We start from the raw sequence: 16,385 nt of genomic DNA, 5'->3' as shown, positions 1-16,385 counted from the left end.
TATATGAAAATTATTAGAAATCTACAATTGGTAGGTAAACACAATAAACCCATTTTAACTGATCTTTTTTACTTAGAAGATGGTAAACCAAAACCAGTTGTAATATTTGCCCACGGTTATAAAGGATTTAAAGATTGGGGGTGCTGGGATTTAGTTGCAGAAAAATTTGCCCAAAACGGAATATTCTTTATTAAATTTAATTTTTCACATAATGGCGGAACGGTTGAACAAACTATCGATTTTACTGACTTAGAGGCTTTTGGTCAAAATAATTTCATCAAAGAATTAGATGATTTAAAATCAGTTATAGATTATATTTCAGAAGAGGAAACGGTTAAAAATGAAATTGATTTATCACAGATTGGTTTGATTGGCCATTCAAGAGCCGGAGGTATAGTTACCATAAAAGCAAGTGAAGATAATCGGGTTAGCAAACTAATAACTTGGGCCGGTGTATCTGATTATGAGTCTAGGTTTCCGAAAGGTGATATTTTGGAACTTTGGAAGGAGCATGGGGTATCATATATAGAAAATTCTAGAACCAAACAGAAAATGCCTCATTACTATCAGTTTTATGAAAACTTTATCACTAATAAAGAGAGATTGCATATAAAATTAGCAGCTCAAAATTTAAAAATTCCGACATTAATAATTCATGGAACTGATGACGAAACGGTTCCATTAAATGAAGCAAAAAATTTACATTCTTGGAATAGAAATAGTGAGCTTTTTATTGTAGAAAATGCCAATCATTCTTTTGGAGGAAAACACCCTTGGGAGGAAAAGTCATTACCTGCAGATCTATTGAAAATAGTTCAAAAATCAATATTATTTATAAATTAACGATATATTATATAATTACATAAAAATCAAACGTTTTCGTAAGAATTTAAGACGAAAATAGCTAAAATCATATGACAAATGTCATGCTTATGAAACATTTGTTACCTTAAATTTGTTGAAGATTTAAAAGGATATCATAATTAAATCAGACAATAAAAAAATAGAATACTTTAGATTAAAATAATATAGAAAATTCAAGAACAATGAAAAAAGATTTAAACTTAGAAAAGTACGGGTTAAATGATGTAACTGCCCATTGGAATTTACCAACCGAAGAACTGCAAAGAATTGCAGTTGCAAAAGAAGGTGGTGTAGAAACTGAAAATGGAACGTTAGCAATAAATACAGGTAAATTTACAGGTAGATCTCCTCAAGATAGATTTTTAGTAGAAGACGATTATACTAAAGATAGAGTTTGGTGGGGTAAAGTAAACAAACCAGTTTCTCCAGAAAATTTTGACAAACTAGAAACTGAAATTGTAAAATACCTTTCTGGTAAAGAAATTTATGTAAGAGATGCAGCGGTTTGTGCTGATCCTAAATACAAAATGAATGTTAGAACTGTTACAGAATATGCATGGTCTAATATGTTTGTGTTTAACATGTTTTTACGTCTTAACGCTGAAGAATTAGAAAATTTTGATGAAGAATGGTTAGTGCTTTGTGCTCCTGGTTATGAATGTCCAGATCCTAAAGCCTTTGGTATTCGTCAAGGGAACTTTTCTATCTTAAACTTTACTAAAAAAATTGCTTTAGTTGGTGGTTCAGCTTATACAGGTGAAATTAAAAAAGGTATTTTTTCTGCATTAAACATGATTTTACCTACAGATAAAAATGTATTACCAATGCACTGTTCTGCTAATGTTGGTGAAGAAGGTGATACTGCAATTTACTTTGGTTTATCAGGTACAGGTAAAACTACTTTGTCTGCAGATCCTGATCGAAAATTAATTGGTGATGACGAGCATGGTTGGGCGGAAGATAACAGTATCTTTAACTTTGAAGGTGGTTGTTATGCAAAAGTAATTGACTTATCAGAAGAAAAAGAGCCAGACATTTTTAGAGCTATCAAGCCAGGTGCTTTATTAGAAAATGTAGTATTTAAAAAAGGTACTAAGGAAGTTGATTTTTTAGACGGTTCAATTACACAAAATACTCGTGTTAGTTACCCTATCTATAATATTGACAACATTCAAGTACCTTCAGTTGCTCATAATCCTAAAAATATTTTCTTTTTAACTGCAGATGCTTTTGGTGTATTACCTCCAGTTTCTAAGTTAACTCCAGGTCAAGCTGCTTATCACTTTATTTCTGGATATACTGCTAAAGTAGCAGGTACAGAAGCAGGTGTAACTGAGCCAGTACCTTCATTCTCTGCTTGTTTTGGAGCACCATTTATGCCATTACATCCTACTGTTTACGCTGAAATGTTAAGTAAAAAAATGAAAGATGCTGGTGTTAATGTTTGGTTAATCAATACAGGATGGTCTGGCGGACCTTACGGAGTTGGTTCTCGTATTAAATTGAAATACACTAGAGCAATGATTTCGGCTATTTTAAAAGGCGAATTAGACAATGTAGAATTTCATCAACACCCAATCTTCGGATTGTTTATGCCTAAATATTGTCCAAATGTGCCAATTGAAATTTTAGATCCAATGAATACTTGGTTACAAAAAGGTGCATATATTGGTAAAGCAATAAACTTAGCACATTCATTCCATTTAAATTTCGAAAAGTTTGCAAATCAAGCTTCTGAACTAATTATGGAAGGTGGACCGTTAATCGATGAGCACCATAAATTAGGTGATCACGTTTAGAATTTTCTGTTATTTTAATAAAAAAAGAGGGCTTATTATAAGCCCTCTTTTTCTTTGTAATTTATTTTAAATCAGGTCTCGTAGGTCTTACTTCAATTTTACTTGGTAACGTACGTGGGTTCATGGTTAATAAGTCCAATACTAGTTTACCAATATCTTCCGGTTGTATTTTCCATGCGTCTTTTTCATTAGGAATATGGTCATTAAAATAAGTAGCAACAGAACCAGGCATTATTGTAGAAACTTTAATTCCGTATTGGCGTAAATCTAGCATTGCCGCTTGTGTAAAACCAACTAATCCGAATTTAGAAGCATTATATCCTGCACCTTGAGCAAAGAAATTTGTACCTGCTAAACTAGCAAGGGTAATATAATACCCTTCTGATTTTTTTAACGCTTCTACAGAGGCTTTTAAAGAGAAAAATGCTCCTGTTAGGTTCGTTTCTATCATAGCGTTCCAATCTGATTCTGAAAGTTGATCTACGGGTGCAAATTTACCAACACCTGCATTTGCTAACACAACATCCAGTTGTCCCCATTTTGCAATTATTTTTTCAATAGCTTCATTTTCGTTCTTTAAAACAGATACATCAGATTCTATTGCTAAAACTTGGTCTTTATTTCCAAGTTCAGCAACTGCATTTTCGGCAGTTTCTAAATTTCTACCGCTAATAGCCACTCGCATTCCAGCCTCAATTAAGCATTTTGCAACACCAAATCCTATACCTTTTGTACCTCCTGTTATATAAACGACTTTGTTTTTTAGATTGTTCATTTTTTGTTTTTTTAGTATTATAGTAAACAAAGATAATAGAGCAAGTTAAACAGTCATAACAAATGATCTTAAAAAATTGTTATATCGATTGCGGTTTAATTGAAGTCTAGTTATTCTTGTTCAAAGGTTTTTTTAGAAAGAAAGCTATTGAACATGAATATATTGTCCTTTTTTTTGATAAATTTTAAAGATGATTAACTTCGTTGATCCGAATGAGTTCCGTAACTGCAAATAGAAAACACATCACCCTAGCGGGTGTTGGCTTTTTTATTTTATTCAAAATTAAAAAAAGAGATTTTTAAGTTCTTCCAGCTTTTAAAACCATAAAAATGAATTTATTTATAAAGTTTAAAGATGATTAACTTCGTTGATCCGAATGAGTTCCGTAACTGCAAATAGAAAACACATCACCCTAGCGGGTGTTGGCTTTTTTATTTTATTCAAAATTAAAAAAAGAGATTTTTAAGTTCTTCCAGCTTTTAAAACCATAAAAATGAATTTATTTATAAAGTTTAAAGATGATTAACTTCGTTGATCCGAATGAGTTCCGTAACTGCAAATAGAAAACACATCACCCTAGCGGGTGTTGACTTTTTTATTTTATTCAAAATTAAAAAAGTGAGATTTTTAAGTTCTTCCCACTCTTAAAACCATAAAATAAACTTATTTATAGAGCTTAAGTATGATTAACTTCGTTGATCCGAATGAGTTCCGTTTCTGCAAATAGAAAACACATTACCCTAGCGGGTGTTGACTTTTTTATTTTATTCAAAATTAAAAAAAGAGATTTTTAAGTTCTTCCCACTCTTAAAACCATAAAATAAATTTATTTATAGAGCTTAAGTATGATTAACTTCGTTGATCCGAATGAGTTCCGTTACTGCAAATAGAAAACACATCACCCTAGCGGTGTTGACTTTTTTATTTTATTCAAAATTAAAAAGAGAGATTTTTAAGTTCTTCCAGCTTTTAAAACCATAAAAATGAATTTATTTATAAAGTTTAAAGATGATTAACTTCGTTGATCCGAATGAGTTCCGTAACTGCAAATAGAAAACACATCACCCTAGCGGGTGTTAACTTTTTTATTTTATTCAAAATTAAAAAAGAGAGATTTTTAAGTTCTTTCAGTTTTTAAAACCATAAAAATGAATTTATTTATAAAGTTTAAAGGTGATTAACTTCGTTGATCCGAATGAGTTCCGTTACTGCAAATAGAAAACACATCACCCTAGCGGGTGTTGACTTTTTTATTTTATTCAAAATTAAAAAAAGCAAGCTTTCTTAATTTCTTATAAAATAAAAAACCACACTTTCGTGTGGTTTTTCTGCTTGATGTGGAGCATATCGGATTCGAACCGATGACCCCTACGCTGCCAGCGTAGTGCTCTAGCCAACTGAGCTAATGCCCCATAATCAATTATTCTGACCCTTTTAAAACTAATAAAGGTAAATCACTTTCAAAGTCTTTTTTATACACTTTGTCATTTGCCCAAAGTCTCTTGAAAAAACCTCGTTTTCGTCTAATTACACAAATTAAATCAGGAGATATTTTGTCAATACTCTCTTTAAGCCCCTCGTAAATAGTTTCATTTTTAGAGGTTGAATAATTTGTCAGTAAATCATTTAATGTTGCATCTAAATTACCATCTTCATCAGTACTTTTGGGTGTTATTACCCTTAACAATTCTAACTTACTATTATGTAAGTTCATAATTTTATGTAAAGGTAATAGTAAATTTTCACGAGATATTACACCTGATTTAATTGTCATTAAAACAGTGTTTATTTTTTTAAATCGATAATTTCTAGGCACAAATAATACAGGTAAATCTGTGTTTTTTATTAAATAACCTGGTGTTTTTCCGATAAAAATTTTGCTATCACTGTTAGATCCTGCTACTATTAAATCAATTTTTAATTGTTTGGCTACTCGTTTAATAATATCTTTTGCACTACCTCCAATAGATTTTGATATAATTTCTATTCCTTTTTTATCCACATGGGCAATAACGTTCTCCAAGTCATGATCTGCTTCAGCTTCCATAAAAGCATCCATGTTTTTTAAACTACCCGCTACTTTAGTAACACCATAGGCTTTTACTAAATAAATTTTTGCCTGCGTACCTTCAACAAGGTCTATAGCATACTGCAATGTATTTAATGCCTTTTTAGGCGAGCCAACGGGAACTAATAAAGTATTCATACTCTCTGTGTTTTTGTAAAGATAATTAAAAGAATATCCTGAAACGTAAAAGGAATAGAAATTATTATAATTACATTAATATCTGTAATAGTCTGGTTTATAAGGACCTTCTACTTTTACACCAATGTATTTTGCTTGATCTTCTCTTAACGTTTCTAGTTCAACACCAATTTTTTCTAAATGTAAACGAGCAACTTTTTCATCTAAATATTTAGGGAGCATGTACACTTTGTTCTCATAGTTCTCATGGTTTTTCCATAATTCCATTTGAGCTAACGTTTGGTTTGTAAATGAATTACTCATTACAAAACTTGGGTGACCAGTTGCACAACCTAAATTTACTAAACGACCTTCAGCTAACAAAATAATATCTTTACCATCAATAGTATACTTATCAACTTGTGGCTTGATTTCAACTTTTGTATCACCATGATTCGTATTTAACCATTCAACAGCTATTTCATTATCAAAATGTCCAATATTACAAACGATCGTTTTATCTTTCATTTGTTCGAAATGCTTACCAGTTACAATATCTTTATTACCAGTAGTGGTAATGATAATATCAGCTTTACCGATAACATTTTCTAATTTTTTAACTTCAAAACCGTCCATTGCAGCTTGTAAAGCACAAATTGGATCAATTTCAGTTACTGTCACTATCGATCCTGCACCTTTAAATGAAGCAGCTGAACCTTTACCAACATCACCATAACCACAAACCACAACTCGCTTACCTGCAAGCATAATGTCCGTAGCTCTTCTAACTGCATCAACAGCACTTTCTCTACAACCGTATTTATTATCAAATTTAGATTTAGTAACAGAATCATTTACATTTATAGCAGGCATTGTAAGTGTACCTTCTTTCATTCTGTCATATAATCTGTGTACTCCTGTTGTAGTTTCTTCAGATAATCCTTTAATTCCAGCAACTAGTTCTGGATGGTCATCTAATACCATATTTGTCAAATCGCCTCCATCATCTAAAATCATATTTAATGGTTTTTTATCTTCACCAAAAAACAAGGTTTGCTCAATACACCAGTTAAATTCTTCTTCACTTAAGCCTTTCCAAGCATAAACTTGTACACCAGTTGCAGCAATTGCAGCCGCAGCTTGATCTTGAGTAGAAAATATATTACAAGAGCTCCAAGTAACTTCTGCTCCTAAAGCAGTTAGAGTTTCAATAAGAACGGCAGTTTGAATAGTCATATGTAAACAACCTGCAATTCGTGCACCTTTTAAGGGTTGTTCATCTTTGTACTCTTCACGAAGACTCATTAATCCAGGCATTTCTGCTTCTGCCAATTCAATTTCTTTTCTTCCCCATTCAGCTAAAGAAATATCCTTAACTTTGTAGGGTGTGTATGTTGCTGTCTCAGAACTCATATTAATGTGTTTTTTTATTATTAAAATTTCGGACTGCAAAGTTACAAAATAACTTGATAAATCTATGCCCCTTTATAAAACTCTAAAAGTTAATCAAACCACCAAAGTATTAATTTGGAAAATAGAAGAGTCAATTGAGACTTTAAATAAGGGTATTACCCTCACAGATAAATGTCAAAACCGTGTTGACGGAATGAAATCTGAATTGCATAAAAGAGGTTTTATGAGTATTCGTCATTTATTAGCAGAAGTTGGTTATGTTGATGCCGATTTGTATTACGATGAATTCGGAAAACCACATCTAAAAGATGGTAATTTTATTTCAATTACACATTCCTTTATTTTTACAGGTATTATTCTGAGTACTACTAAGCATGTTGGTATTGATATTGAAAAACAACGTGATAAAATATTGCGTATTTCTCATAAATTTACAACTCCAGAAGATTATTATCATATACCAAACGAATACGAATTAGTTAGAAAACTTACCATTGTATGGGGAGCAAAGGAAGCTCTTTATAAAATTTATGAGCAAGAAGGGCTCAGCTTTTTACAACATATTTATGTGGATGATTTTTCTTTTGAAGACACAGAAACAACAGCAACAATTACCTATAAAAACAAAAAAAGCACTTACCAAATACATTTTTTAGAGTTTGAAGGTTTCATGTGCACCTATGCACTTGACGAAGTAATCAATTAAACGAAGGTTATAGCTAAATTTCTATCCGTATATTTGAATTTTTATAAAAACTCTTGAACATATACCAACATATAATTGATTCCGTACAACAAGGTAAAAAGCTGTTGGCTATTTTATTAGACCCTGATAAAATACTATTAGAGACACATTACATTACTTCAATAACAGAGAAAATTAACAAAAAAGCAGATTTTATATTTGTTGGAGGTAGCACTGTTAATCAAGGAGTAACTGATAAATTAGTAAAAATATTAAAGAAGACCTCGCAATTACCTATCATACTTTTTCCGGGAGATTATACTCAAATTAGTAATATGGCAGATGCCATTTTGTTTTTGTCGCTGCTGTCGGGCGATAATCCTGAATATTTAATTCATCAACAAATTAAATCAATTCCAAAACTTAAAAATTCATCCTTGGAAGTTATATCCACAGGGTATATTTTAATTGATGGTGGTGTTGAAACTTCTGTACAAAAAGTGAGTAATACAAAACCAATACCGCAAAAAGACGTTGAACTCATCGTAAACACAGCGTTAGCCGGAGCTTATGGTGGTAAGCGACTCATTTATTTAGAAGCGGGTTCTGGAGCTAAAAAAGTAGTAAATCTATATATCATTAAAAAAGTAAAGACAGCATTAGATATTCCGCTAATTGTTGGTGGTGGAATTAGAACCGAAGAGCAATTAAAAAAGGCCTATGATGCTGGAGCTGACCTTGTTGTTATTGGTACTGCTTTTGAACAAGACATTCATTTTCTAAATAAAATAAACAATGAAAATATCAGTTGAATTAACTTTTAGTCCATTGCAAGACAATTATGAGGCCGCTATCATAGAATTTATAAAAGCGTTAAGAAATAGTGGACTTACAGTGTTGGAAAATCCATTAAGCACTCAAGTGTATGGTGATTATGATCAGGTTTTTAATATTCTTCAAGACGAGATTAAAAAAGCATTCAATTCAATTGAAATTGGATTGATGTATATGAAAATAGTTAAAACAGATAGAAGTACTTATGAATCAAATTATTGATTTTTTTTTAGAGCCTTATCGAACGGCAACAACATTTGATATTGTTCTTGAGTTTTTAGCAATGTTATTTGGAGTTGTAGGTGTGTGGTATGGAAAAAAAGAAAATATTTTAGTCTACCCCTTAGGGATTATAAGTACATGTATTTACGTGTATATCTGTTATAAGTTTGTGCTGTATGGCGATTTTATCATTAATATTTACTACACTATCATGAGTATTTTTGGATGGTATATGTGGAGTAAAGTAATTGACGATAAGGAAAATCATATTCCGATAACACGAACGAATACATCAGATAAATTAAAGGCTTTTGGTATTTTTATTTTTACCTCACTATTTGTAATCTTAGTCTATCGTTATTATAACGTAATGCCTAATAATTTAGGATTTACAGATAGTGTTAATTATGCTTTTACCAATATGACTTCTGGTAGTTTAGATGATTTTAGAAAAATAACACCTTTTTTAGATACCTTTACAACTGGGATATTTTTTGCGGCCATGTGGTTAATGGCTCTAAAAAAAATAGAACATTGGATATTGTGGATTATGGGTAATATCGTTGCCATTCCGCTGTATTTTGTTAAAGGACTTGGGTTTACCGGAATACAATTTATAATATTATTAGTAATTGCTTATTTAGGATATAAACAATGGAAGAAAAGCTTAGACAATCAAAAGATGCAAATGTTGTAAAAGTAGTTTTGTTTGGTCCAGAATCTACAGGTAAAACAACACTTTCAGAACAATTGGCACGCCATTATAACACCGTTTGGGTTGCTGAATATGCACGTGAATACCTACAAGACAAATGGAATAATTACCGAAAAACTTGTGAAAATTCTGATTTAATACCCATTGCAGAGGGGCAGATGAAGCTTGAAAATAAATTGGCTAAAAAAGCAGATAATGTTTTGATTTGCGATACCGATTTACTCGAAACAAAAGTATATTCAGAAGAATATTATGGTGGCTTTGTAAATCCGTTATTAGATGAAGCTGCAGTTGAAAATACGTATGATTTATACTTGTTAACTTATATTGACACGCCTTGGGAAGCAGATGATTTACGTGATAAACCAGAATTGCGAAAAGAAATGTTTGATGCTTTTGAGAGTGCATTGAAAAAATACAACAGACCCTATATTTTGCTAAAAGGAGATAAAAAAACGCGTTTGAAATTAGCTACGCAAGCCATAGATAAAATTCTAGCAGAACGAACCAATCTAGATAGTTTTTCAAAAAATCTAGAAGATATAGATATGCACTTTTTGCATCAGAACACTGATATGGGTAATAATTATGATTTTTAAACTATTGTCAGTTCGAGTGCTTTTTTCTGAAGTGTAACGAAAGAAAAAAGTGTATCGAGAACATTGGGGAAATGAAAACTTCTCGATACATCCTGACGCTTCGGGATGCGTACCTCGAAAATTCACTCGAAGTGACACCTTAGTTAATTTGTTAATAAGACAGACCTGGTCGTTTTTAATTTTATTAGAGGTCTTCAATCAGATAATAAAAAAGCATAAATACCGAAAATTTAATAAAAGAACTTTCCTTTAAAGCTATCAGAAGTGGTGGTGCTGGTGGTCAACATGTCAATAAAGTGTCATCAAAAATTGAATTGACGTTTGACGTAGAAAATTCTAACGAGCTTACTGATGAACAAAAACAACTGCTTTTAAATAAAATAGCCAATAGGCTTACCAAAGAGAATGTGCTAATTCTTTTTTGTGATGAAAGCCGCAGTCAACATAAAAATAAGGAAATTGCTATAAAGCGATTTTTAGAAGTCATTAAAAACGGACTTAAAAAGGTAAAACCCAGAAAAGCAACAAAACCCTCAAAATCGGCTATTAGAAAACGTTTAAAATCTAAAAAGAAACTTTCTCAAAAGAAAACAAATAGACAGAAGCCTGATTTGGAGCTGTAAGCTTAAAAAATATTCTTTAGGCTACATTTAAATAGTATTACTAAAACCAAACTATTCAGAATAGTTTGGTTTTTTTCTTAACTTTACAATTACCTACTGAGTAAAACGCTAAACAATCCATGAAAAAACATTTCTTAAACCTAACCCTTTTATCTCTTTTCTGTACAACAGTTTTTAGTCAAAACACATACGACATTGTTTTTCCACAAGCTGACAGAGACCAAAAATGCCAATATTATAATCAGCTTTTTAATCAAAAGCCTAAAGAAGTTGGTTTTTCAGTACAACAAGAAAAAAACAACCTCTATTTTCAAATTAACGACAAAAAGTTTTTTCTTCAACTTTTTAAAAAAGTGGGCGATGGTATTGCCATAGATGTAGTACCCAAAAGCCTTTATGATTGTACTGAAGCAACTACGGTAGATACTCAAATTAAAGGGATGCTATTGAAGCCTGTCTATATGCAAAAACTAAAACAGAGATTAAAACCGTTTGGAAAAGGAACATTTAGAGTATTGGTGGGTACCTTGCCGGAGGCTCTGGTATCTGAAGAATTAGAGTTTAATATCCTTTTTTTAAACAATAAAAATTTATGTAGATACCAACGTGTTTATAAAATTGAACGATACCCTTGGGATTTATTGGACATGGGCATGTATTTAGATTCGTTAACCTATCAAACTAAAAGAATAAAACCTACTAACGAAGAAAAATTTGTAGTAAAATATAAGAGCTTCAAGTTTGAAATTCCTTTTGAAAAAAATAAAGCTACCTATTCAAAAGAAGATATAAAACCGATGTATGATTCTTTGCGATTGACAGAATTTAATATTAAAACAATAAATATAAGAGCGTACTCATCAGTAGAAGGAAGTTTAGAAAGGAATATAGAATTACAAGAACAACGGGCTAAAAGTATTGCAGATGCCTTACAAACTTTTCAAGAACCTACCATAACAACTGAGGTAAACTCGTCTGAAAATTGGGTAGATTTTTTAAACGATATTTCCAATTCAAAACATGCGAATTTAAAAACCTTAAGTAAGGTTGCTATAAAAAGTAAATTGGTAGGCAATCTTGCTCAGGAATTAGAGCCGTATTTAAAAAATCACAGGAAAGCAGTTATAACATTGGAGTTGGAAAAGAAAGACTTATATAAAGATAAGTCAACAGAAGAACTAATATCCTTGTTTAATAAAGTTTTAGCAGCTAATGATGTTGAAATAGCCAATGACATTCAAAATTCAATATTTGAGAAATTAAAGGAAAGTCAATCTTCGCCTGATATTCTTAATAAAATGAATGTGCCTCAGCAAAAAAAATATGTCCGCTTTATAAATAAAAATAGTGTGAACAAGTTTTTGTTAAATCAAAGTTATGTCTTAATAGCCTATAATGAATTGTTAAAACTTGAAAAGTTGGTTCCAAAAGATAAGGAAGTCAAATATAATCTTGCAGCGTTGAAAATGGTTATGTTCCGGTATAATGCCCAACCTGTTGATGAAGAAAAATTTAAAAAAGAAATTTACCAACTAAAAGGCTATGGTATTAAACAAATTTTAATTGACAGAATGATGGTCAATTTTCATATTATTAAAAGTGAGCAATTCATGCAAAAAAGAGATTACACGAATAAAGATAAGTCAGTTGCCTATATTGAGAAAAATTATAAGAAGTTTCCACTTTCAAATTATGATTATTTAAGTCTTGCCCAGTTTTTAACTTATTATTCAAATCATGATGAAGCGGTTGATTTGTTAGATAAAAAAGTGAGAAGTGTTACCGTTGATGAAGATTTGTTATTTTATTATTTAAACTTAACGTTGGTAAAACCTGAATTAACAGCATCATCTAATTATCGAACTATCATGCTAAATGCCATAAATATGAATCAAAAAAGATTTTGTAAAATATTTAATTCCATTAATGATGGTGGTGTAACTTTTCAACTTTTAGAAGATGAATATTTGAGAAAAACCTATTGCGAAAATTGTAATGAATAGGTAGAAGCTCGATTAGGACTGGAAAATATAGTTGTTATGATTGTCCCCTTGAGGGGACTTTAGGGGTGTTCATCCGCTTAAACAAACTGAGCTGCCAATATTAGTAATGCTACCATTAACGTTGCAATTAATACACCTCTAGCTCTATAATCTTGCCGTTTTTTTATAAATATAAAAAAGGCAATAAGATTTGGTATAGCTGCAATACTCAGTACTTGTCCATAAAGACTATTTTCTTTTAATACAGCCAGTGATTCTTCAAATGTGCCTTCTAGGGCATATTCTACATATAAATAAAAGCCTCCAGCCGTAGCGGCCAAACCAATTAAGATTCCAATAAATATTTCTTTTTTTACAGATCCCATGTGTTCAAATTTTTGATATAATGATGTGCTGTCATGTCAAACTGAACAGGCACCATAGAAACATAACCATTTTCTAATGCCCACATATCAGTATCTTCTCCTTTATCTAGGTTTACAAATTTTCCGGCTAACCAATAGTAATCTTCCCCTTGAGGGCTAACACGCTTATCGAAAACTTCTTCCCAATTTCCGTGTGCTTGTCTGCATACTTTGATTCCTTTAATTTCATCTTTTTTTAAGTCAGGTATGTTTACATTAAGCACAACACCTTCTGGTAAACCATTTTTCAAGATATTTTTTACAATTGTTTTGACATAGGTTCTACATGCGTCAAAATCAGCATCCCAATTATAATCCATTAAAGAGAAACCAACAGCCGGAATACCTTCAATACCCGCTTCTACTGCAGCACTCATGGTACCAGAATAAATTACATTTAAAGAAGCGTTAGAACCGTGGTTAATTCCAGAAACACAGATGTCAGGCTTTTTATTCAATATTTCATTGACTGCCATTTTAACACAGTCGGCAGGTGTACCAGAACAACTGTACTCTAATTGTGGTCCGTCATCAATAGTAATAGGGTTACATCTTAAGGTAGTGTTTACTGTGATAGCATGCCCCATACCACTTTGTGGGTTATTTGGTGCCACAACAACTACATCGCCAATTTCGTTCATTACAGAAATTAAGGTTCTTATACCTGGTGCTGTAATACCGTCATCATTACAAATTAAAATTAAAGGTCTTTCACTCATAAATATGTATTATTCTCTTTTTTACAAAACTACCATTTTTTTATTATGGACAGGGTTAAATATTTTGCATTAAAGTAAAAGTTATTCATTTTTCGCTCAATTGATTACTATTATGAGTTGCACAGTACAATTAGGTTCCTAAAATTGTTAAAAAGCGATGAAAAATCAGCAATTTTTAATCAATAAATAGCATTTAATCGGTTGATTAATAGCTTTACGAATTGTTTAACATTTATTTTATAACAGAATTTAAATTTAAACGTTTTGAAGTAGTTTGACTCTAAATCGAGAAAGATCAAATGCAAAAAATCTGTTAAATCCTTTAAAAATTAAATTATTGGCACTATTTTAGTAGATTAGTTGAATATACTGAATGAAAAAAATAATAAACTTTATGAAATCGAATTATAAAATTATACTCCCAATAATTTTATTGGCTGGCGTATTGTTAAGCTTTAATATGAAGCAAAACCCAGATCCTGAAAAAGAAAAAATATTGTTGGGACTGATAAGGTCGGCATTAACGCAAGGTCATTATCAGCCACATGAAATAAATGATGAATTTTCAACTGCTGTTTATAATAATTTTATTGAAGGTTTAGATCCTGCAAAGCGATTTTTTACTCAAGAAGACCTTAAGATATTTGAAAAATATAAACTTCAGTTAGATGATCAAATAAAAAAAGAAGACCTATCCTTTTATCGGATTGTAACTTCAAAATATTTACAACGCGTTCAAGAAGCAAAAGGGTTTTATAAGGAAATTTTAAAACATCCGTTTGACTTTAATAAGGATGAAGTTTTTGATGTTGATTATGAAAATAAAGCTTTTCCAAAAAATGAGGTAGAATTAATCATCAATTGGCAAAAACAATTTAAGTTAACAACATTATCTCGTTTACACAGTAAAATTGAAGCACAAGAAGATAAGCAAAAAGAAGACCCTAAAGCTGAAGTGAAAACTTTTGCGGAGCTAGAAGTTGAGGCTAGAGAAGCTACATTGAAAAGCATGGAAGAGTTTTTTGAATATAAAGATGAAGAGGATGATGAAGATTGGTATTCTATTTTTATAAATAGTATTTCTACAGAATTTGACCCTCATACAACCTATTTTGCTCCAAGAACCAAAAAGAAATTTGATAGTGAAATGTCAGGTAAAATTGAAGGAATTGGTGCTAGATTACAACGAAAAGGTGAGTATACCCGTGTCGATGAACTTGTTTCTGGAGGACCAGCTTGGAGAGATGGAAATTTAGAAGTTGGTGATATAATTACTAAAGTAGCACAAGCTGATGGCGAGCCATTAGATATTGTTGGAATGCGTTTAGATGATGCTATAGAATTTATAAAAGGTAAAAAAGGTACAGAAGTAAGGCTTACCGTTAAAAAGCTGGACGGTTCAGTTAAGATTATTCCTATTATAAGGGATGTTATTGAGCTTGAAGAAACTTTTGCCAAAACGAGTGTTGTAGAAATGGGCAATAGAAAACTTGGAGTTATTGATTTGCCAAAATTCTATATAGATTTTAGCGAAAGAAATTTTAGAAACTCAGCTACAGATATGGCACTTGAGGTAGAAAGATTAAATAAAGAGAATGTTGAAGCTTTAGTTATTGATTTACGAAATAATGGCGGTGGCTCTTTAGATACAGCAATTGATATTGCAGGGTTATTTATTGAAGAAGGGCCTATTGTTCAAGTAAAATATAAAGATGGCGAACCAAAAATTCGTTCAGATGAAGATTATAAAATTCAATGGAATAAACCACTGGTAATTATTGTAAATGAATTATCAGCATCTGCTTCAGAAATTTTTGCAGCTGCGATGCAAGATTATAATAGAGCCGTAATTATTGGTAGTAAGCAAAGTTATGGAAAAGGTACTGTACAGAACTATATGGCACTTAACAGATACTTTGATTATCCTAAAGATTTAGGAGCATTGAAACTGACAATTCAAAAATTTTATAGAATAAATGGTGGCTCTACTCAGCTTAAAGGAGTGGTTTCTGATGTTGCTTTGCCGGATAGATATGCATATTTAAAAATTGGAGAACGAGATGAACCAACCTCATTGAAATGGGATAAAATAGCAAGTGCCGACTATAAAGTATGGAATGGCTATTCAAATTTTGATGATGTAATAAATAATAGTAAAAAACGTATTGCTGAAAATGAACAGTTTAAACTGATTGATAGTAATGCTAAATGGTTAAAAGAAGGTCAAGACGATACTAAAGTTTATTTGAGTTATAAAAAATATAATGAAGATTTAAAAAATAGAGAAGAGGAAGGTAATCGATTTAAAAGTCTTTATGAATATAAAAATAACCTGAGTTTTACGTCACTGCCCTATGAATTAGAGTTGTTTAAACAAGATTCTCTTTTGGCTAAGAAACGTGAGGTTTGGCACAAAAACTTAAGTAAAGATATTTATATTGAAGAAGCTTTAAATATAGCTGCCGATCTAAAAATTAGAACTGAAAAACCTTTGGTAAAGAATTAATTTAATTCCTTTTATTATAAAAATTAAATCCCTTTAAGT

Annotated in this window: 15 protein-coding genes and 1 tRNA gene; 10 read left to right on the top strand and 6 right to left on the bottom strand. The window is 31.3% G+C overall.

Annotated elements, in window-relative coordinates; translation table 11 throughout:
• Positions 1-3: 3 nt before the first annotated feature.
• Positions 4-843, top strand: a complete 840-nt coding sequence (locus tag FF125_RS20725; protein WP_138951988.1) for an alpha/beta hydrolase family protein — start codon at positions 4-6, stop codon at positions 841-843.
• A gap of 203 nt (positions 844-1,046) precedes the next feature.
• A complete protein-coding gene (gene pckA / locus FF125_RS20720) occupies positions 1,047-2,663 on the top strand; it encodes a phosphoenolpyruvate carboxykinase (ATP) (protein ID WP_138951986.1) in 1,617 nt (538 codons plus the stop codon).
• A gap of 61 nt (positions 2,664-2,724) precedes the next feature.
• Here the strand turns inward: pckA and FF125_RS20715 are convergent, their stop codons facing one another.
• From FF125_RS20715 to ahcY, 4 genes are all read right to left on the bottom strand, one after another.
• Positions 2,725-3,438 (bottom strand): SDR family oxidoreductase, encoded by a 714-nt coding sequence (locus tag FF125_RS20715; RefSeq protein WP_138951984.1) that lies wholly within the window; start codon positions 3,436-3,438, stop codon positions 2,725-2,727.
• 1,338 nt (positions 3,439-4,776) lie between these two features.
• A tRNA-Ala gene (locus FF125_RS20710) sits at positions 4,777-4,850 on the bottom strand.
• A gap of 8 nt (positions 4,851-4,858) precedes the next feature.
• The gene (locus tag FF125_RS20705) at positions 4,859-5,644 is read right to left on the bottom strand and encodes a universal stress protein (protein WP_138951982.1); all 786 of its coding nucleotides are present in this window, start codon (positions 5,642-5,644) and stop codon (positions 4,859-4,861) included.
• Positions 5,645-5,719: 75 nt separating this feature from the next.
• Positions 5,720-7,036: an adenosylhomocysteinase gene (gene ahcY / locus FF125_RS20700; RefSeq protein WP_138951980.1), complete on the bottom strand. Its 1,317-nt coding sequence runs from the start codon at positions 7,034-7,036 to the stop codon at positions 5,720-5,722.
• Between the two features lie 64 nt (positions 7,037-7,100).
• Between ahcY and FF125_RS20695 the strand changes: the two genes are divergently transcribed.
• The 7 genes from FF125_RS20695 to FF125_RS20665 all read left to right on the top strand — a co-directional run bounded on the left by FF125_RS20695 (position 7,101) and on the right by FF125_RS20665 (position 12,717).
• Positions 7,101-7,742 carry a 4'-phosphopantetheinyl transferase family protein gene (locus FF125_RS20695; protein WP_138951978.1) on the top strand — a complete coding sequence of 214 codons (642 nt, stop codon included), beginning with the start codon at positions 7,101-7,103 and terminating at the stop codon, positions 7,740-7,742.
• 53 nt (positions 7,743-7,795) lie between these two features.
• Positions 7,796-8,533, top strand: coding sequence for a phosphoglycerol geranylgeranyltransferase (locus FF125_RS20690; RefSeq protein WP_138951977.1), 738 nt, complete (start codon positions 7,796-7,798; stop codon positions 8,531-8,533).
• A complete protein-coding gene (locus FF125_RS20685) occupies positions 8,517-8,777 on the top strand; it encodes a YkoF family thiamine/hydroxymethylpyrimidine-binding protein (protein WP_117879965.1) in 261 nt (86 codons plus the stop codon). Before FF125_RS20690 ends, FF125_RS20685 begins: the two co-directional genes overlap by 17 nt.
• Positions 8,761-9,474, top strand: coding sequence for a nicotinamide riboside transporter PnuC (gene pnuC / locus FF125_RS20680; RefSeq protein WP_138951975.1), 714 nt, complete (start codon positions 8,761-8,763; stop codon positions 9,472-9,474). The genes FF125_RS20685 and pnuC overlap by 17 nt, the downstream gene beginning before the upstream one ends.
• Positions 9,432-10,091: an AAA family ATPase gene (locus FF125_RS20675; protein WP_117879963.1), complete on the top strand. Its 660-nt coding sequence runs from the start codon at positions 9,432-9,434 to the stop codon at positions 10,089-10,091. Before pnuC ends, FF125_RS20675 begins: the two co-directional genes overlap by 43 nt.
• Positions 10,092-10,306: 215 nt before the next feature.
• Complete coding sequence (arfB, locus tag FF125_RS20670) at positions 10,307-10,714, top strand: alternative ribosome rescue aminoacyl-tRNA hydrolase ArfB (RefSeq protein ID WP_138951973.1); 408 nt, start codon at positions 10,307-10,309, stop codon at positions 10,712-10,714.
• A gap of 119 nt (positions 10,715-10,833) precedes the next feature.
• Positions 10,834-12,717: an OmpA family protein gene (locus FF125_RS20665; protein WP_138951971.1), complete on the top strand. Its 1,884-nt coding sequence runs from the start codon at positions 10,834-10,836 to the stop codon at positions 12,715-12,717.
• A 77-nt stretch (positions 12,718-12,794) separates the two neighbouring features.
• On the opposite strand, the gene FF125_RS20660 is transcribed toward FF125_RS20665, so the two are convergent.
• Entirely contained in the window at positions 12,795-13,082 is a 288-nt protein-coding gene (locus tag FF125_RS20660) for a hypothetical protein (RefSeq protein WP_117879958.1), read from the bottom strand.
• A complete protein-coding gene (gene surE / locus FF125_RS20655) occupies positions 13,070-13,840 on the bottom strand; it encodes a 5'/3'-nucleotidase SurE (RefSeq protein ID WP_117879957.1) in 771 nt (256 codons plus the stop codon). The genes FF125_RS20660 and surE overlap by 13 nt, the downstream gene beginning before the upstream one ends.
• 373 nt (positions 13,841-14,213) lie before the next feature.
• On the opposite strand from surE, the gene FF125_RS20650 reads away from it, so the two are divergent.
• Complete coding sequence (locus FF125_RS20650) at positions 14,214-16,346, top strand: carboxy terminal-processing peptidase (protein WP_250629644.1); 2,133 nt, start codon at positions 14,214-14,216, stop codon at positions 16,344-16,346.
• Positions 16,347-16,385: the final 39 nt, after the last annotated feature.

This window comes from Aureibaculum algae, assembly GCF_006065315.1.
Taxonomy (GTDB): Bacteria; Bacteroidota; Bacteroidia; order Flavobacteriales; family Flavobacteriaceae; genus Aureibaculum; species Aureibaculum algae.
This window is presented reverse-complemented; position numbering and strand designations above follow the sequence as displayed.